Below are 13,415 nucleotides of genomic sequence, written 5' to 3' on the forward strand. Positions count from 1 at the left end.
CACCGGTTCCCCGTGACGCTGCGGGGTTTCACCGCCCCGCCGCCCGGGGTAGGTCACCGGCGACGAGATGTTTCCGACGCGCCAGGAGGGCCAGTGAGTGACCGCGACTCGGCCGAACCGCAGAGCTTGAGCCCCAGCGAGGCGCTGGACGAGGACGAGCTGCGCGTGGATTCGCTCGAAGAAGGCATCGAGCCGCCCGAGCACTGGAGTGCTGCCGACCGGTACGGCACCACGCCCCGGGAGATCCGCGAAGGCGAACCGATGGACCAGCGGCTGGCCGAAGAGGTGCCGGACGCCGAGCCGGAGCCGGTCCCGGAGCGCCCGCTCGCGGCGACGCCGGCGGCGGAGCTCGACGAGACGATCGAGGACGCACCGCCCGACTTCGAGCCGGTTGTGGCGGAGGACACCGTGCCCCGGCGGCATTCGAACCAGGGCCGCCGCGAGACCACGGACTACGCGGGCGAATCGGTGGCGGACGCCATTCGCGCGGCCCGGCAGGGCTGATCCGCTCAGACTGCACGTCCGTTCGGACGCCCCTAGCGTGGGGCACCAGTCATCGGACCGCGACGAAGGGAAGGCCCAAGATGCTGACCGTGACCGAAGCCGCCGCCGAGGCGATCACCGCTCTGACGAGCCAGGGGGAAGGTGACGCCGGGCTCCGCCTGGCGGTCCAGAACGCCGACGGCGAAAGCGCCCAGCTGGCGCTGTCGGTGGCTCCCGAACCGGCAGAGGGTGACAGCGTGCTGGGCGAGGAGCAGGGCCCGAAGGTGTTCCTCGAGCCACAGGCGGCAGCGTTGCTGGACGACAAGGTGCTCGACGTCCAGGAGGACGAAGCCGGCGGCGTGGCGTTCGCCGTGCTGCCCCAGCACACCAGCTGACCGCGGCGGACGGGCCTTTCGCCGTTCGGGTGCGGAAGGTCCGTTCGCTCGCGGGAGCGCGGTCGTCAGCGGGACCAGTCGCGGACCAGCTCCGCGGCGCGAGCGCGCAGCAGCTCCGCGGCGTGCAGCCGGGCGTGGTCCAGTGAAGGCGCGTGGTCGATCAGCGCGCTGCTCCCCACCACCCCCAGCCGCGCCAGCCCCGCCGCGTCGAGCTGGATCCGGCCCGCCAGTGCCAGCAACGGCACCCCGCGGTGCCGCGCGCGGTCGGCGATGCCCGCCGGGGCCTTGCCGTTCAGGCTCTGCTCGTCCAGCGATCCCTCGCCGGTGATGACCAGGTCCGCCCCGTCCAGCGCCGCGTCCACCCCGGTCAACCCCGCGATCAGGGCGAACCCGGATTCGACGTCCGCCCCGAGCGCGATCGCCGCCGCGGCCACCCCGCCGCCGGCACCCGCGCCCGGCACCCGCGTGACATCCGGCGCGCCGCCCACCTGCAGTGCGTGCGCCCACCGCGCCAAGCCCTCGTCGAGCAGCGCCACCTCCGCCGGCCCCGCACCTTTTTGCGGCCCGAACACCGCCGCCGCGCCGTCCGGGCCCAGCAGCGGGTTCGTCACGTCGGTCGCGACCGCCACGTGCACGCCGGCCAGCCGTTCGCGCACCGGCGTCAGCTCCGTCGACGCCGCCCGCGTCAGCGTCCCGCCGCCCAGGCCGACCGGCGCGCCGAACGCGTCGAGCACACCGGCGCCCAGTGCCCCCAGCATCCCGGCGCCGCCGTCGGTGCTGGCCGTGCCGCCGACCGTGAGGACGAGCCGCTTCGCGCCGTGCATCAGCGCGTCCGCCAAGAGCTCGCCGACGCCCCAGGTGTGCGCGGCCAGCGCCGTCGCGGGACTCGGCTCGACGAATTCGATGCCGCACGCACGCGCGGACTCGACGTACGCGGTGCCGTCCAGCACGGCATACCGCGCTTTGACCGACTCCTCGAGCGGCCCGCGAACGGTCAGCCGCACGATCCGCGCGCCCGCCGCTTCCAGGACGTCCAGGGTGCCTTCGCCGCCGTCGGCGACCGGGCAGGTGACGATTTCCGCGTCCGGCAAGGCCTCGCGCACGCCGAGCGCGATCGCCTCCGCGGCCTCGACCGCGGTGAGACTGCCCTTGAACTTGTCGGGCGCGATGACGACACGGGTCACGGCTTCACCTCCGTCAGCGGGGGACGCCCGGCGAGCACCGCCGCGACGTTGCGCGCGGCCAGCACGGCCATCGCGGTGCGGGTCTCGACCGTCGCCGACCCCAGGTGCGGGCTGAGCACGACGTCGTCCCGGCCGAGCAGCCGCGGCTCGACCTCGGGTTCCTTCTCGAACACGTCGAGCGCGGCACCGGCGATCTCCCCGGCTTCCAGCGCATCGGCCAGCGCCGCTTCGTCGACGACCGGGCCGCGCGTGGTGTTCACCAGGTACGCGCCGGGTTTCATGGCCCGCAACGCGCCGGCGTCGATGAGGTGCCGCGTCTCCGGCGTCAGCGGGCAGTGCAGCGACACGACGTCCGCGCGCGCCAGCAGCTCCCCGAACGGCACGTACTCGGCGTCTGTGTCCTTTTTGGACCGTCCGGAGTAGACGACGGACATGCCGAACGCGGCGGCCCGGTTCGCCATCGCCCGCCCGATCTGCCCGAACCCGACGATGCCCAGCGTCTTGCCCTGCAGCCCGGAGCCGAGCAGGAAGCCGAGGTGGAACGACCACGGCGTGCGCGAGCGCAGCAGCCGTTCGCCCTCGCCGAGGCGTCGCGTGACGGCGAGCAGCAGGCCGAAGGCGAGGTCGGCGGTGGCGTCGGTGAGCACACCCGGGGTGTTGGTGACGACGACGCCGCGTTCGGCCAGCGCCGGGACGTCGACGTTGTCGTACCCGACGGCGACGTTCGCGACCACCTTCAGCCCGGGGCCGGCGGCGTCGGCCAGCGCGCCGTCGAGCCGGTCGTGCAGCATCCCGACGACGGCCGACGCGCCGGCGACGAACTCGTGCAGTTCCGCGGGCGTCAGCGGACGATCGGCGGGGGAGACCGCCACCTCGCCCGCCTCGGCGAGGAGCTTCACCGCGTCGTCGGGAATCCATCGGGTCACCGCGATCTTGGCCACCTCGACAGCCTAAGCCAAACCACCGACGATTTTCGGGGGCTCGGGTGGCGGAGCCCCCGACCTGGGGCGGAGCCCCAGATGTCACCGACGATTTTCGGGGGCTCGGGTGGCGGAGCCCCCGACCTGGGGCGGAGCCCCAGATGTCACCGACGATTTTCGGGGGCTCGGGTGGCGGAGCCCCCGACCTGGGGCGGAGCCCTAGATGTCACCGACGATTTTCGGGGGCTCGGGTGGCGGAGCCCCCGACCTGGGGCGAAGCCCCAGATGTCACCGACGATTCAGCCCACCCGCGTCAGCCGCACCACGGCGCTCGCGTAGCCGCTGCCCGGGAAGTCGACGCCGAGGCCGTGGCTCAGCAGCACCGCCCCGTGGTGCACGACGCCGTCCTGGTCGCGGTAAAGCCCGGTCGGCTCCAGCCCCGCGAACCGCGGCGGGGTGAACGGCCGCGCGAACTCCGTGGGGCGCCGCCAGAAGAACACGACCACTTCGTCGCCGAGCACGTACTGCACCGCGGTCAGCGCCGCGACCGCCGGATCGGCCAACCGGTACAGCGTGCCGTGCTGCACCACGGGCCGGATCTCCTTGTACAGCGCCACGAGGGACGTCGCTTCGGCGAGTTCGTCCGGCGTCCAGCGCGGCAGATCGCCGCCCAGGCCGAGCACGCCCGCCATCGCCACGTGGAAGCGGAAGCTCAGCGGCGCCTCCCGTTTGGTCGCCGGGTTCGGGCTGTCGGTCACCCAGGCCGACATCGTGCCCGCCGGGTAGAGCTGGCCGTAGCCGTGCTGGATGGTGATCCGGTCGGCGGCGTCGGTGTTGTCCGACGCCCAGATCTCGTCGGTCCGCGCGAGGATGCCCAGGTCGGTGCGGCCGCCGCCGCCCGCGCACCCCTGGATCCGCAGGTTCGGGTGGTCGGCGCGCAGCCGGTCCAGAATCGCGTACACCGCCCGCACGTGGCCGACCCACAGCCGCTGCGCGTCCGGTCCGGCTTCGGGCCAGCCGGCCTCGGTGAACGCGCGGTTCATGTCCCACTTGAGGTAGTCGATGCCGTGCTCGCCGACCAGGCGGTCGAGCCACTTGTGCGCCCAGTCCGCGACGTCGGGGCGCGCGAAGTTCAGCACGAGCTGGTTGCGCAGCGTCGTCCGGGAGCGGTGGGCCATGTGCAGCACCCAGTCCGGGTGCGCGCGGTAGAGCTCGCTGTCCGGGTTGACCATCTCCGGCTCGACCCACAGCCCGAACTGCATCCCGTGCGCGTGAACCGCCTCGGCCAGCGGCCCGAGCCCGCGGGGGAAGCGCTGTTCGTTGGCGATCCAGTCGCCGAGCCCGGCCGAGTCGCCGGTGCGGGCGCCGAACCAGCCGTCGTCCATGACGAACAGTTCCGCCCCCAGCCGGGCGGCCGCGGCGGCGAGCTCGGTCTCGGTCTGCTCGTCGACGTCCCAGCCGGTCGCTTCCCAGGAGTTGTAGACGACCGGGCGCAGCTCGCCCGGGTGCGGCTGGACGAACTCGCGGACGTACGCGTGCCAACGCCGGCTGGTGCCGCCGAAGCCGTCGGCCGCGTAGAGCCCGGCGAACACCGGCGTCTCCCACGTCTCGCCCGGCTGCAGCCGCCAGGCGACGTGCTCGTGCCCGAACCCGCCGGTCCACGTGACGCGGCCGGTGTGCGTGCGCTCCACGGTGATCCGCCAGCTCCCGCTCCACGCCAGCGCCGACGACCACACCTCGCCGCCGGTCTCCGTCGCGTCGCCCGCGTCGAGCATCACCCACGGGTTGACCTGGTGGCCGGAGGCGCCGCGACGGCTGGTCAGCGTGGTTTCGCCGACCGGCAGCGGTTCCCGCAGCACGCCGTACTCGGCGCTCCACGCACCGGACGTCCGGCTCAGCCGCGCGCCGTCGCGCCGGGGGAGCGTCCACGACGCGGAATCCGTGCGCAGCAAGGCCATCGGTTCTTCCGTGCCGGTGTGCCGCAGTGACGTCCAACGCTCGACGACGTCGCCGCGGACGCGGTAGTGCAGGGACAGCTCCAGGGGGTAGTGCCGGTCCGCGAGCCGCACGACGAGTGTGTCGTCTTCGAGTGCGAAGCCGTCGTAGCGCCACTCGAGCGCCGAAGTCCCGTCGGCGTACCGGACGGCCAGTGCCGCGACGCCGAAGAACGCGCCGCCCTCGGCCGGGAGCTCCTGCCGCTCGTCACCGGGCTCGTCGAAGCTGCTGTCGGCCGGGTTGCGGCGCGCGGCGACCTGCGTGGCCTGGGCCAGCGTCAGCGGCGGGCCCCAGTGGACGTGCCGCGGGCGGTCGTCGGCGTCCAGCCGGAAGGCGTACGAGCTCTCGGGCGTGCGCAGCAGCCAGAGCCGGTGCGCGGGGTCGTGTTCGACGAGCGACATGACCGACAGCGTAGAGCTGACCAGCGCAGACTTCGCTCGCTGCCCGCGCCCGGAAAAAGTCCCCTTCGACGTGCGCGCGTCATCCATTGGGTGGAAGACGTCTGGTCGGGCCGCCCGGTGCCGTGCTATGTTCGGTTGCAGAACGAGTGTGCGTGATGCGAACAGTCCGAACGATGCGGAGGGTGTGATGGCGGAGCTGCTGTCGCTGGAGGAGGCCGTGGCCCGGCTGGTGCACGACGGCGACATCGTCGCGCTCGAAGGGTTCACGCACCTCATCCCGGTCGCGGCCGGGCAGGAGATCATCCGGCAGCGCCGCCGGGATCTCACGCTGGTGCGGATGACCCCCGACATCGTGTACGACCAGCTCATCGGCGCGGGCTGCGCGCGCAAGCTGATCTTTTCGTGGGGCGGCAACCCGGGTGTCGGCTCGCTGCACCGCTTCCGTGACGCGGTCCAGCACGAGTGGCCGGTGCCACTGGAGATCGAGGAACACAGCCACGCGGGCATGGCGAACCGGTACGTCGCCGGCGCGTCCGGCCTGCCGTTCGCGGTGCTGCGCGGGTACACGGGCACCGACCTCCCGGCCCACACCGACACGATCAGGCCGATCACCTGCCCGTTCACCGGCGAGAAGCTGACGGCGGTGCCGGCGCTGAACCCGGACGTCGCGATCGTCCACGCCCAGCGCGCGGACCGGGACGGCAACGTCCAGCTGTGGGGCATCACCGGCGTCCAGAAGGAAGCGGTGCTGGCGGCGAAGCGGTCCCTGGTGACGGTCGAGGAGATCGTCGACGAGCTGGCCCCCCGGCCGGGTGCGGTCGTGCTCCCGGCGTGGGTGGTCACGGCGGTGGCCGAGGTCCCCGGCGGCGCGAAACCGTCGTACGCGGCGGGGTACTACGAGCGGGACAACTCGGCGTACCAGGCGTGGGACAAGGTGGGCCGCGACCGCGAAGAGTTCACGAAGTGGCTGAACGAGCTGACCGGGGTGAAGGCATGAGCGCCCAGTACTCCTCCGACGAGATGATGAGCGTCGCCGCGGCCCGCGCGCTCGGCGACGGCATGTCCTGCTTCGTCGGGATCGGCCTGCCGAGCAAGGCGGCGAACCTGGCCCGCCGGGCGCACGCGCCGAACCTGACGCTGATCTACGAATCCGGCTGCCTCGGCGCGAAGCCGTCCCGCCTGCCGCTGTCCATCGGCGACGGCGAGCTGGCCGACACCGCGGACGCGGTGATCAGCGTGCCGGAGGTGTTCAACTACTGGCTCCAGCCCGGCCGCATCGACGTGGGCTTCCTCGGCGCGGCCCAGCTGGACAAGTTCGGCAACATCAACACGACGGTGATCGGCTCGGACTACCACGACCCGAAGGTGCGGCTGCCCGGCGCGGGCGGCGCCCCGGAGATCGCGGCTTCCTGTGGCGAGGTGTTCGTCGTGCTGCGCCAGAACCCCCGGGCCTTCGTGGAGAAGGTGGACTTCGTGACGTCGTTCGGCCACGGAACGGGCAAGGGCGACCGCGCGCGTCTCGGCCTCCCCGGCCGGGGCCCGACCCTCGTCGTGACGGACCTGGGCCTCCTGCGTCCCGACCCGGAGACGGCCGAGCTGACGTTGACCGAGCTGCACCCCGGGGTGGACCTCGACCGCGCCGTCGCGGCCACGGGGTGGAAACTGAAGGTGTCCGACGACCTCGCGACCACCCCGGCCCCCACGGAGCAGGAGCTGACCCTTCTGCGAGACCTGGAGAAGGCAAGCGCATGACCGACGTCTACATCCTCGACGCGATCCGCACCCCGTTCGGCCGCTACGGCGGCGCACTGGCCGGTGTCCGTCCCGACGACCTCGCCGCCGGGGTCCTGCGTGCGCTGCAGCACCGCAACAACCTCGACCCGTCCACAGTGGACGAGGTCACCCTCGGCGACGCGAACGGTGCCGGCGAGGACAACCGCAACGTCGCCCGCATGGCCGCCCTCCTCGCCGGCTGGCCGACGACCGTCCCCGGCAGCACGGTCAACCGCCTCTGCGGCTCCGGCCTCGACGCGGTGATCCAGGCCAGCCGGGCGATCCAGGTCGGCGATGCCTCGCTCGTCGTCGCCGGCGGCGTCGAGTCCATGACCCGCTCGCCCCTGGTCATGCCCAAGCCGGAGAAGGCGTTCCCGGCGGGCAACCAGACCCTCTACAACACCGCGCTCGGCTGGCGCATGGTCAACCCGGCGATGCCGTCGCAGTGGACGATCTCGCTCGGCGAGTCCACCGAACAGCTCGCCGAGCGGTACGGCATCGGCCGCGACGAACAGGACGCCTTCGCCGCCCGCAGCCACGTCAACGCCGCCAAGGCGTGGGACGAGGGCTTCTACGACGACCTGGTGGTCCCGGTCGAAGGCGCCGGCCTGACCCGCGACGAAGGCATCCGCCCGGACTCCAGCCCCGAGAAGCTCGCCAAGCTCAAGCCGGTGTTCCGCAAGGAGAACGGCACCGTCACGGCGGGCAACGCGTCCCCGCTGAACGACGGCGCCTCGGCCCTCCTCCTCGGCGACGAAGCCGCCGCCGGCCGCCTGAACAAGACCCCGCTCGCCCGGATCGCCGGCCGCGGCGCGGCGGGCGTCGACCCGGACGTCTTCGGCATCGGCCCGGTGCGCGCGGCGGAGATCGCCCTCGAGCGCGCCGGCATCGGCTGGGGTGACCTGACCGCGGTCGAGCTCAACGAGGCCTTCGCCGCGCAATCGCTGGCTTGCCTGCGCGACTGGAAGGACCTGGATCCGGAGATCGTGAACACCCACGGTGGCGCGATCGCCATCGGGCACCCGCTCGGCGCATCCGGCGGCCGCATCCTCGGCACCCTGGCGCACGACCTGCACCGCCGCGGCGGAGGCTGGGGCCTCGCCGCCATCTGCATCGGCGTCGGCCAAGGGCTGGCTGTCGTCCTCGAAGGCCGGTAAGGAGAAAAACGTGGCCACTCCGACCGAATTCAGGCTGCCGCGCTACGGCGAAGACCCCGAAGGCACCCACCCGCCCCTCGACTCCGGCGGCTACCGCTCCACGGCGCTGCGGCACCCGAAGCAGGACCTCGTCCTGCTCCCGCAGATGCTGACCGAGGTCACCGGCCCGCTGCTCGGGCCCGGTCGCCTCGGCGAGCACGACAACGACCTCACCCGGCAGCACGCCGGCGAACCGCAGGGCCAGCGCATCATCGTCACCGGGCGGCTCCTCGACGGCGACGGCCGACCGGTGCGCGACTCCCTCGTCGAGATCTGGCAGGCGAACGCCGGCGGCCGCTACCGGCACACCGGCGACCGCTGGCCGTCCCCGCTCGACCCGAACTTCGACGGCGTCGGCCGCACCCTGACCGACAGCGACGGCCGCTACACCTTCACCACCATCAAGCCCGGCGCGTACCCGTGGAAGAACCACGACAACGCCTGGCGCCCGGCGCACATCCACTTCTCGGTGTTCGGCTCGGCGTTCACCCAGCGGCTGGTCACCCAGATGTACTTCCCGGACGACCCGCTGTTCTTCCAGGATCCGATCTTCAACTCGATCCCGGACGAGAAGGCCCGGCAGCGGATGGTCTCGCGCTACGACCACGACATCACGCAGGCCGAGTGGGCGCTCGGGTTCCAGTTCGACATCGTGCTGCGCGGGCGCGGCGCGTCGGTGTTCGAAGAGGAAGAGGACGAGGACGAATGACCAGGCTGCTGCCCACCCCTTCGCAGACCGTCGGCCCGTACCTGTCGATCGGGCTGCCGTGGCCCGACGGGCCGCACGTCGTGCCCGAGGGCACGCCGGGCGCGTTCTGGATCCGCGGCACCGTCCGCGACGGCAACGGCGACCCGGTCCCGGACGCCATGATCGAGACCTGGCAGGCCGACCCGGACGGCGGCTTCCGCCACCCCGACGACCCGCGCGGCGCGGCGAACGGCGAGTTCCGCGGCTTCGGCCGCTGCCCGACGGAGACCGACGGCACCTACGGGATCCTCACCCTCCTCCCGGGTGCCGTCCCCGGCGAGGGCGGCACCACGCAGGCCCGGCACATCGACGTCTCGGTGTTCGCGCGCGGCCTGCTCAACCGGGTCGTCACGCGGATCTACTTCGAGGACCAGGACAACTCCGGCGACCCGGTGCTGGCGACGGTTCCGGAGGAGCGGCGCGGCACGCTGATCGCGGCGAAGACCGGCGACGGCTACCGCTTCGACGTGCGGTTGCAGGGGGACGGCGAGACCGTCTTCTTCCGGGTGTGACGGCCGTGAGCGCCGTGAAGCTGCACCGCGTCGTGGAAGGACCGGGGGACGGGCCGGTGGTCGTGCTCGGCGGGTCGCTCGGCAGCGACCTGCGGATGTGGGAACCCCAGGTCGCACCGCTGGTGGAGCGCGGGTTCCGGGTGGTCCGGTACGACACGCGCGGGCACGGCGCGTCGCCGGTCCCGCCGGGCCCCTACGAGCTCGAAGACCTGGGCGCCGACGTCCTGGCGCTGCTCGACGAGCTCGGTGCCGAGCGGGCGCACCTGGTGGGCCTGTCGCTCGGCGGCATGACCGGGATGTGGCTCGGTGTCCACGCGCCGGACCGGGTCGCGAGCCTGGTGCTGTGCTGCACGTCCGCGAAGCTCGGCCCGCCGTCGATGTGGGCGGACAGGGCCCGCACGGTCCGCGCCGAGGGCACCGCGGCGGTGGCCGCGGCGGGCGTGAGCCGCTGGCTGACGCCGGGGTACCGCGAGCGGCACCCGGACCGGGCCGGGTTCCTCCGCGCGATGATCGCGGCGGTCCCGGCGGAGGGCTACGCGGCCTGCTGCGGCGCCATCGAGCGGATGGACCTGCTGGAGCTGCTCCCGAAGATCACCGCGCCGACCCTGGTCGTCGCGGGCGCGGACGACCCGGCGACCCCGCCGGGGGAGCACGCCCGGCCGATCGCCGAAGTCATCCCCGGCGCGCGGCTGGAAGTGGTGGCGGACGCCGCGCACCTGGGCAGCTACGAGCAGCCGGCGGAGTTCACCCGGCTGATCCTGGATCACTTGGAGCGAGCATGACGGACCGCCACGAGCAGGGTATGAAGGTGCGGCGCGAGGTGCTCGGCGACGAGCACGTCGACCGCGCGGTCGCGGGCACCACGGACTTCAGCCGCCCGTTCCAGGACTACATCACCGAGGGCGCGTGGGGTTCGGTGTGGGCCCGCGACGGCCTGGACCGCCGCACGCGCAGCTGCGTGACACTGGCGGCGCTCACCGCACTGCACGCGCACAACGAGCTGGCGATGCACGTCCGCGCGGCGGTCCGCCACGGGCTGACGGCGGCGGAGATCGGCGAAGTCCTGCTGCACACGGCGGTCTACGCCGGAGCCCCGGCGGCGAACGCGGCGTTCGCCATCGCCCAGCGCACCCTCGCCGAGCTCGGCGAGCCGAGCGCCCGGCCCGCCGACGCCGGATAGGGTGCCGGGCATGGACGTGACGAGGCCGTCGTTCGAGGTCCGGCTGGACAGCGAACCGGCGCACCGTGGTGCCCACCACGTGCAGTCGCTGGAGCGCGGGCTGGCCGTGATCAAGGCGTTCCACGCGGGCGCGTCCGAGCTGACCTTGAGCGACGTGGCCCGCGCCACGGGCCTCACCCGCGCGGCGGCGAGGAGGTTCCTCCTGACGCTGGCCGACCTGGGTTACGTCCGCAGCGACGGCAAGTACTTTTCGCTGACGGCCCGGGTGCTGGAGCTGGGCTACGCGTACCTGTCGAGCATGACGCTGCCGGAGGTCGCCCAGCCGCACCTGGAGCACCTGTCGGCGCGGGTGCACGAGTCGAGCTCGGTCTCGGTGCTGGAGGGCACCGACATCGTGTACGTGGCGCGGGTGGCGGTGTCCCGCATCATGACGGTGAGCATCAACGTGGGCACCCGCTTCCCGGCGTACGCGACGTCGATGGGCCACGTCCTGCTCGCGGGGCTCGGCGAGGCGGAGCTGGAGCAGTACTTCCTGGTGGCGAGCCTGGACCGCCTGACCGAACACACGGTGACGGCTCCCGAGCGCCTGCGCACGGAGCTGGCCGGGGTAGCCGCCCAGGGCTGGGCGATGGTGGACCAGGAACTGGAGGAAGGCCTCCGTTCGGTGGCCGCCCCGCTCAGGGACCGCACCGGCCGGGTGGTGGCGGCGGTCAACCTGTCCACCCACGCAAGCCGCACAACGGCGGAGTCGGTGCGGAAGGACCTGGTCCCCCCACTGCTGGAGACGGCCCGGGCCATCGAGGCGGACCTGGCCGTCGGAGCCCCGGACCACGCCCGTGGCTGAACCGCCGTTCAACCATCGGCGGGTGGCCGGGGCGTGGGCCGGGCGGATCCGCCGACGGGTGCCGTGGGGCGAGTCGCTGCACCGCGCCGGGCCGGCCCCAGCGCGGGTGCCCGTTGCGCAGTGGTCGGCGGTGCGGGTCGCCGAGCCGCCCGGAACCGTGCCCGTGGCCGAACGAGCGGCCGCCCCGATCCCTGGCCGGCCGCCTGCCCTTCGACCACCTCCCGTGGCCGGGCCGGCCCCGGCCGCGGCAGGCTCGGCCTCGTGACCAACCTTCCCCGTCCGGTCGCCGGGCTCCTGCTCGCCGCCGGGGGCGGGCGGCGCTTCGGGGGCCCGAAAGCTCTCGTCGAACTCGACGGTGAACCCCTCGTCCTCCGTGCCCTCCGCACGCTGACCGCCGCCGGGTGCGCGCCCGTGCGGGTTGTCGTCGGGGCCGCCGCCGACCAGGTCCGTGCCCTGCTGCCCGACCCCGAGCTGGCCGTCCCCGCCGAGGACTGGGCCACCGGCATGGGTGCCTCCCTGCGCGCCGGCCTCGCCGCCCTCGCCGCCCTCGAGGCGGCCGATCAGCCCGTTGCCGCGCTCGTTCACCTCGTCGATCTGCCGTGGGTCGGCTCCGGCGTCCTCACCCGCGTGGCCGCCCACGCCTCCGCCGGAACCGTCGCCCGTGCCGCCTACGAGGGCGTTCCCGGGCACCCCGTGCTGCTCGGGCGGCGGTGGTGGGGCGAGGTCGCCGGGAGCGCCCTCGGCGACCGCGGTGCCCGTGACTGGCTCGCCACCCGCGCCGACCTCACGCTGATCGAGTGCGGTGACCTCGGCAGCGGCCGGGACGTCGACCGCCCCGGTGATCTGGCGGGGCCCGCCTGAACACCTACGATCGACAGCGTGACGGACTCGCCCGAAGAACTCGCCGCCGCGCTCGATGCGACCGGTTACCTCGCCGATGACGGGCTGGCGACCGCCGGTTTCCTCGCCCTGCGGATGGGACGCCCGCTCTTCTGCGAGGGCGAGCCCGGCACCGGCAAGACGTCCCTCGCCCTGGCCCTGGCCACCGCGCTGGACCGGCCGCTCATCCGCCTCCAGTGCCACGAAGGCATCGACGCCGCCCAGGCCCTCTACGAGTGGGACTTCCCCCGTCAGCTCCTGCACCTGCGCGCGCTCGAAGCGGCCGGGGGCGGGCACCTGGACGTCGAGGCCGCCGAGCGCTCGCTCTACACCGAGCGGTTCCTGCTGGCCCGGCCGCTGCTCCAGGCCCTGATCAGCGCTCCCTGCGTCCTGCTGATCGACGAGATCGACCGGGCCGACGACGAGTTCGAGGCCTTCCTCCTGCAGCTGCTCGACGAGCACGCCGTGACCATCCCCGAGTACGGCGAAGTCCGCGCCGAGCGTCCCCCGTTAGTGGTGCTCACCTCGAACCGGACCCGCGAGGTGCACGACGCGCTCAAGCGCCGCTGCCTCTACCACTGGCTCGAACACCCGGACCTGGTGCGGGAGGTCAAGATCCTGCGCCGTAGGATCCCGCGGGTAAGTGAAGCTCTGGCTCGGCAAATTGCTGAAGCGGTGCATCGGCTCCGTGAAATGGACTTGCTGAAACCACCGGGAGTAGCGGAGTCGCTCGATTGGGCAGGGGCTCTCTTAACTCTTCAGTGTGACGAGCTGGACGCGGCAACGGCGGCAAGAACGCTCGGGGCCGTCCTGAAATACAGCGAAGACCTCGACCGGGTCAGGGCGAAACTCGACGCCCTGTTCGCCTGACCGCCCCGGGTCGGGGGGCCGGTGTGGTCGAAGCG

The 13,415-nt window shown here is 73.1% G+C and carries 15 protein-coding genes; 12 read left to right on the forward strand and 3 right to left on the reverse strand.

All coding sequences use genetic code 11. The annotated features are described in order from the left end of the window. The first annotated feature begins 93 nt into the window (after positions 1-93). Positions 94-504, forward strand: coding sequence for a hypothetical protein (locus tag ACLJQE_RS26555; RefSeq protein WP_410642069.1), 411 nt, complete (start codon positions 94-96; stop codon positions 502-504). 80 nt (positions 505-584) lie between these two features. Continuing rightward, positions 585-878, forward strand: coding sequence for an iron-sulfur cluster biosynthesis family protein (locus tag ACLJQE_RS26560; protein ID WP_410642070.1), 294 nt, complete (start codon positions 585-587; stop codon positions 876-878). Between the two features lie 65 nt (positions 879-943). Here the strand turns inward: ACLJQE_RS26560 and ACLJQE_RS26565 are convergent, their stop codons facing one another. From ACLJQE_RS26565 to ACLJQE_RS26575, 3 genes are all read right to left on the reverse strand, one after another. Beyond that, positions 944-2,062, reverse strand: coding sequence for a glycerate kinase (locus ACLJQE_RS26565; protein WP_410642071.1), 1,119 nt, complete (start codon positions 2,060-2,062; stop codon positions 944-946). Continuing rightward, the gene (locus ACLJQE_RS26570; protein WP_410642072.1) at positions 2,059-3,003 is read right to left on the reverse strand and encodes a 2-hydroxyacid dehydrogenase; all 945 of its coding nucleotides are present in this window, start codon (positions 3,001-3,003) and stop codon (positions 2,059-2,061) included. The genes ACLJQE_RS26565 and ACLJQE_RS26570 overlap by 4 nt, the downstream gene beginning before the upstream one ends. 278 nt (positions 3,004-3,281) lie before the next feature. Further along, positions 3,282-5,378: an alpha-galactosidase gene (locus ACLJQE_RS26575; RefSeq protein ID WP_410642073.1), complete on the reverse strand. Its 2,097-nt coding sequence runs from the start codon at positions 5,376-5,378 to the stop codon at positions 3,282-3,284. 187 nt (positions 5,379-5,565) lie between these two features. Here ACLJQE_RS26575 and ACLJQE_RS26580 point away from each other — a divergent pair, with 187 nt between their 5' ends. The 10 genes from ACLJQE_RS26580 (at position 5,566) to ACLJQE_RS26625 (ending at position 13,380) form a co-directional block, all read left to right on the forward strand. Further along, positions 5,566-6,375, forward strand: a complete 810-nt coding sequence (locus ACLJQE_RS26580) for a CoA transferase subunit A (RefSeq protein ID WP_410642074.1) — start codon at positions 5,566-5,568, stop codon at positions 6,373-6,375. After that, positions 6,372-7,130, forward strand: a complete 759-nt coding sequence (locus ACLJQE_RS26585; protein WP_410642075.1) for a CoA-transferase subunit beta — start codon at positions 6,372-6,374, stop codon at positions 7,128-7,130. Before ACLJQE_RS26580 ends, ACLJQE_RS26585 begins: the two co-directional genes overlap by 4 nt. Continuing rightward, positions 7,127-8,308 carry a thiolase family protein gene (locus tag ACLJQE_RS26590; RefSeq protein WP_410642076.1) on the forward strand — a complete coding sequence of 394 codons (1,182 nt, stop codon included), beginning with the start codon at positions 7,127-7,129 and terminating at the stop codon, positions 8,306-8,308. The genes ACLJQE_RS26585 and ACLJQE_RS26590 overlap by 4 nt, the downstream gene beginning before the upstream one ends. Before the next feature lie 10 nt (positions 8,309-8,318). After that, complete coding sequence (gene pcaH, locus ACLJQE_RS26595) at positions 8,319-9,056, forward strand: protocatechuate 3,4-dioxygenase subunit beta (RefSeq protein WP_410642077.1); 738 nt, start codon at positions 8,319-8,321, stop codon at positions 9,054-9,056. Continuing rightward, entirely contained in the window at positions 9,053-9,607 is a 555-nt protein-coding gene (gene pcaG, locus ACLJQE_RS26600; RefSeq protein WP_410642078.1) for a protocatechuate 3,4-dioxygenase subunit alpha, read from the forward strand. The genes pcaH and pcaG overlap by 4 nt, the downstream gene beginning before the upstream one ends. 5 nt (positions 9,608-9,612) lie before the next feature. Then, entirely contained in the window at positions 9,613-10,389 is a 777-nt protein-coding gene (pcaD, locus tag ACLJQE_RS26605) for a 3-oxoadipate enol-lactonase (protein WP_410642079.1), read from the forward strand. Continuing rightward, complete coding sequence (gene pcaC, locus ACLJQE_RS26610; protein ID WP_410642080.1) at positions 10,386-10,787, forward strand: 4-carboxymuconolactone decarboxylase; 402 nt, start codon at positions 10,386-10,388, stop codon at positions 10,785-10,787. Before pcaD ends, pcaC begins: the two co-directional genes overlap by 4 nt. 10 nt (positions 10,788-10,797) lie before the next feature. After that, on the forward strand, positions 10,798-11,631 hold the full coding sequence (locus ACLJQE_RS26615) for an IclR family transcriptional regulator C-terminal domain-containing protein (protein ID WP_410642081.1): 834 nt from the start codon (positions 10,798-10,800) through the stop codon (positions 11,629-11,631). A 261-nt stretch (positions 11,632-11,892) separates the two neighbouring features. Then, the gene (locus tag ACLJQE_RS26620; RefSeq protein ID WP_410642082.1) at positions 11,893-12,492 is read left to right on the forward strand and encodes an NTP transferase domain-containing protein; all 600 of its coding nucleotides are present in this window, start codon (positions 11,893-11,895) and stop codon (positions 12,490-12,492) included. Between the two features lie 18 nt (positions 12,493-12,510). Next, a complete protein-coding gene (locus ACLJQE_RS26625) occupies positions 12,511-13,380 on the forward strand; it encodes an AAA family ATPase (RefSeq protein ID WP_410642083.1) in 870 nt (289 codons plus the stop codon). Positions 13,381-13,415 lie beyond the last annotated feature (35 nt).

Origin of the sequence: Amycolatopsis sp. lyj-346, from assembly GCF_046548975.1 — a bacterium.
Lineage (GTDB): Bacteria > Actinomycetota > Actinomycetes > Mycobacteriales > Pseudonocardiaceae > Amycolatopsis.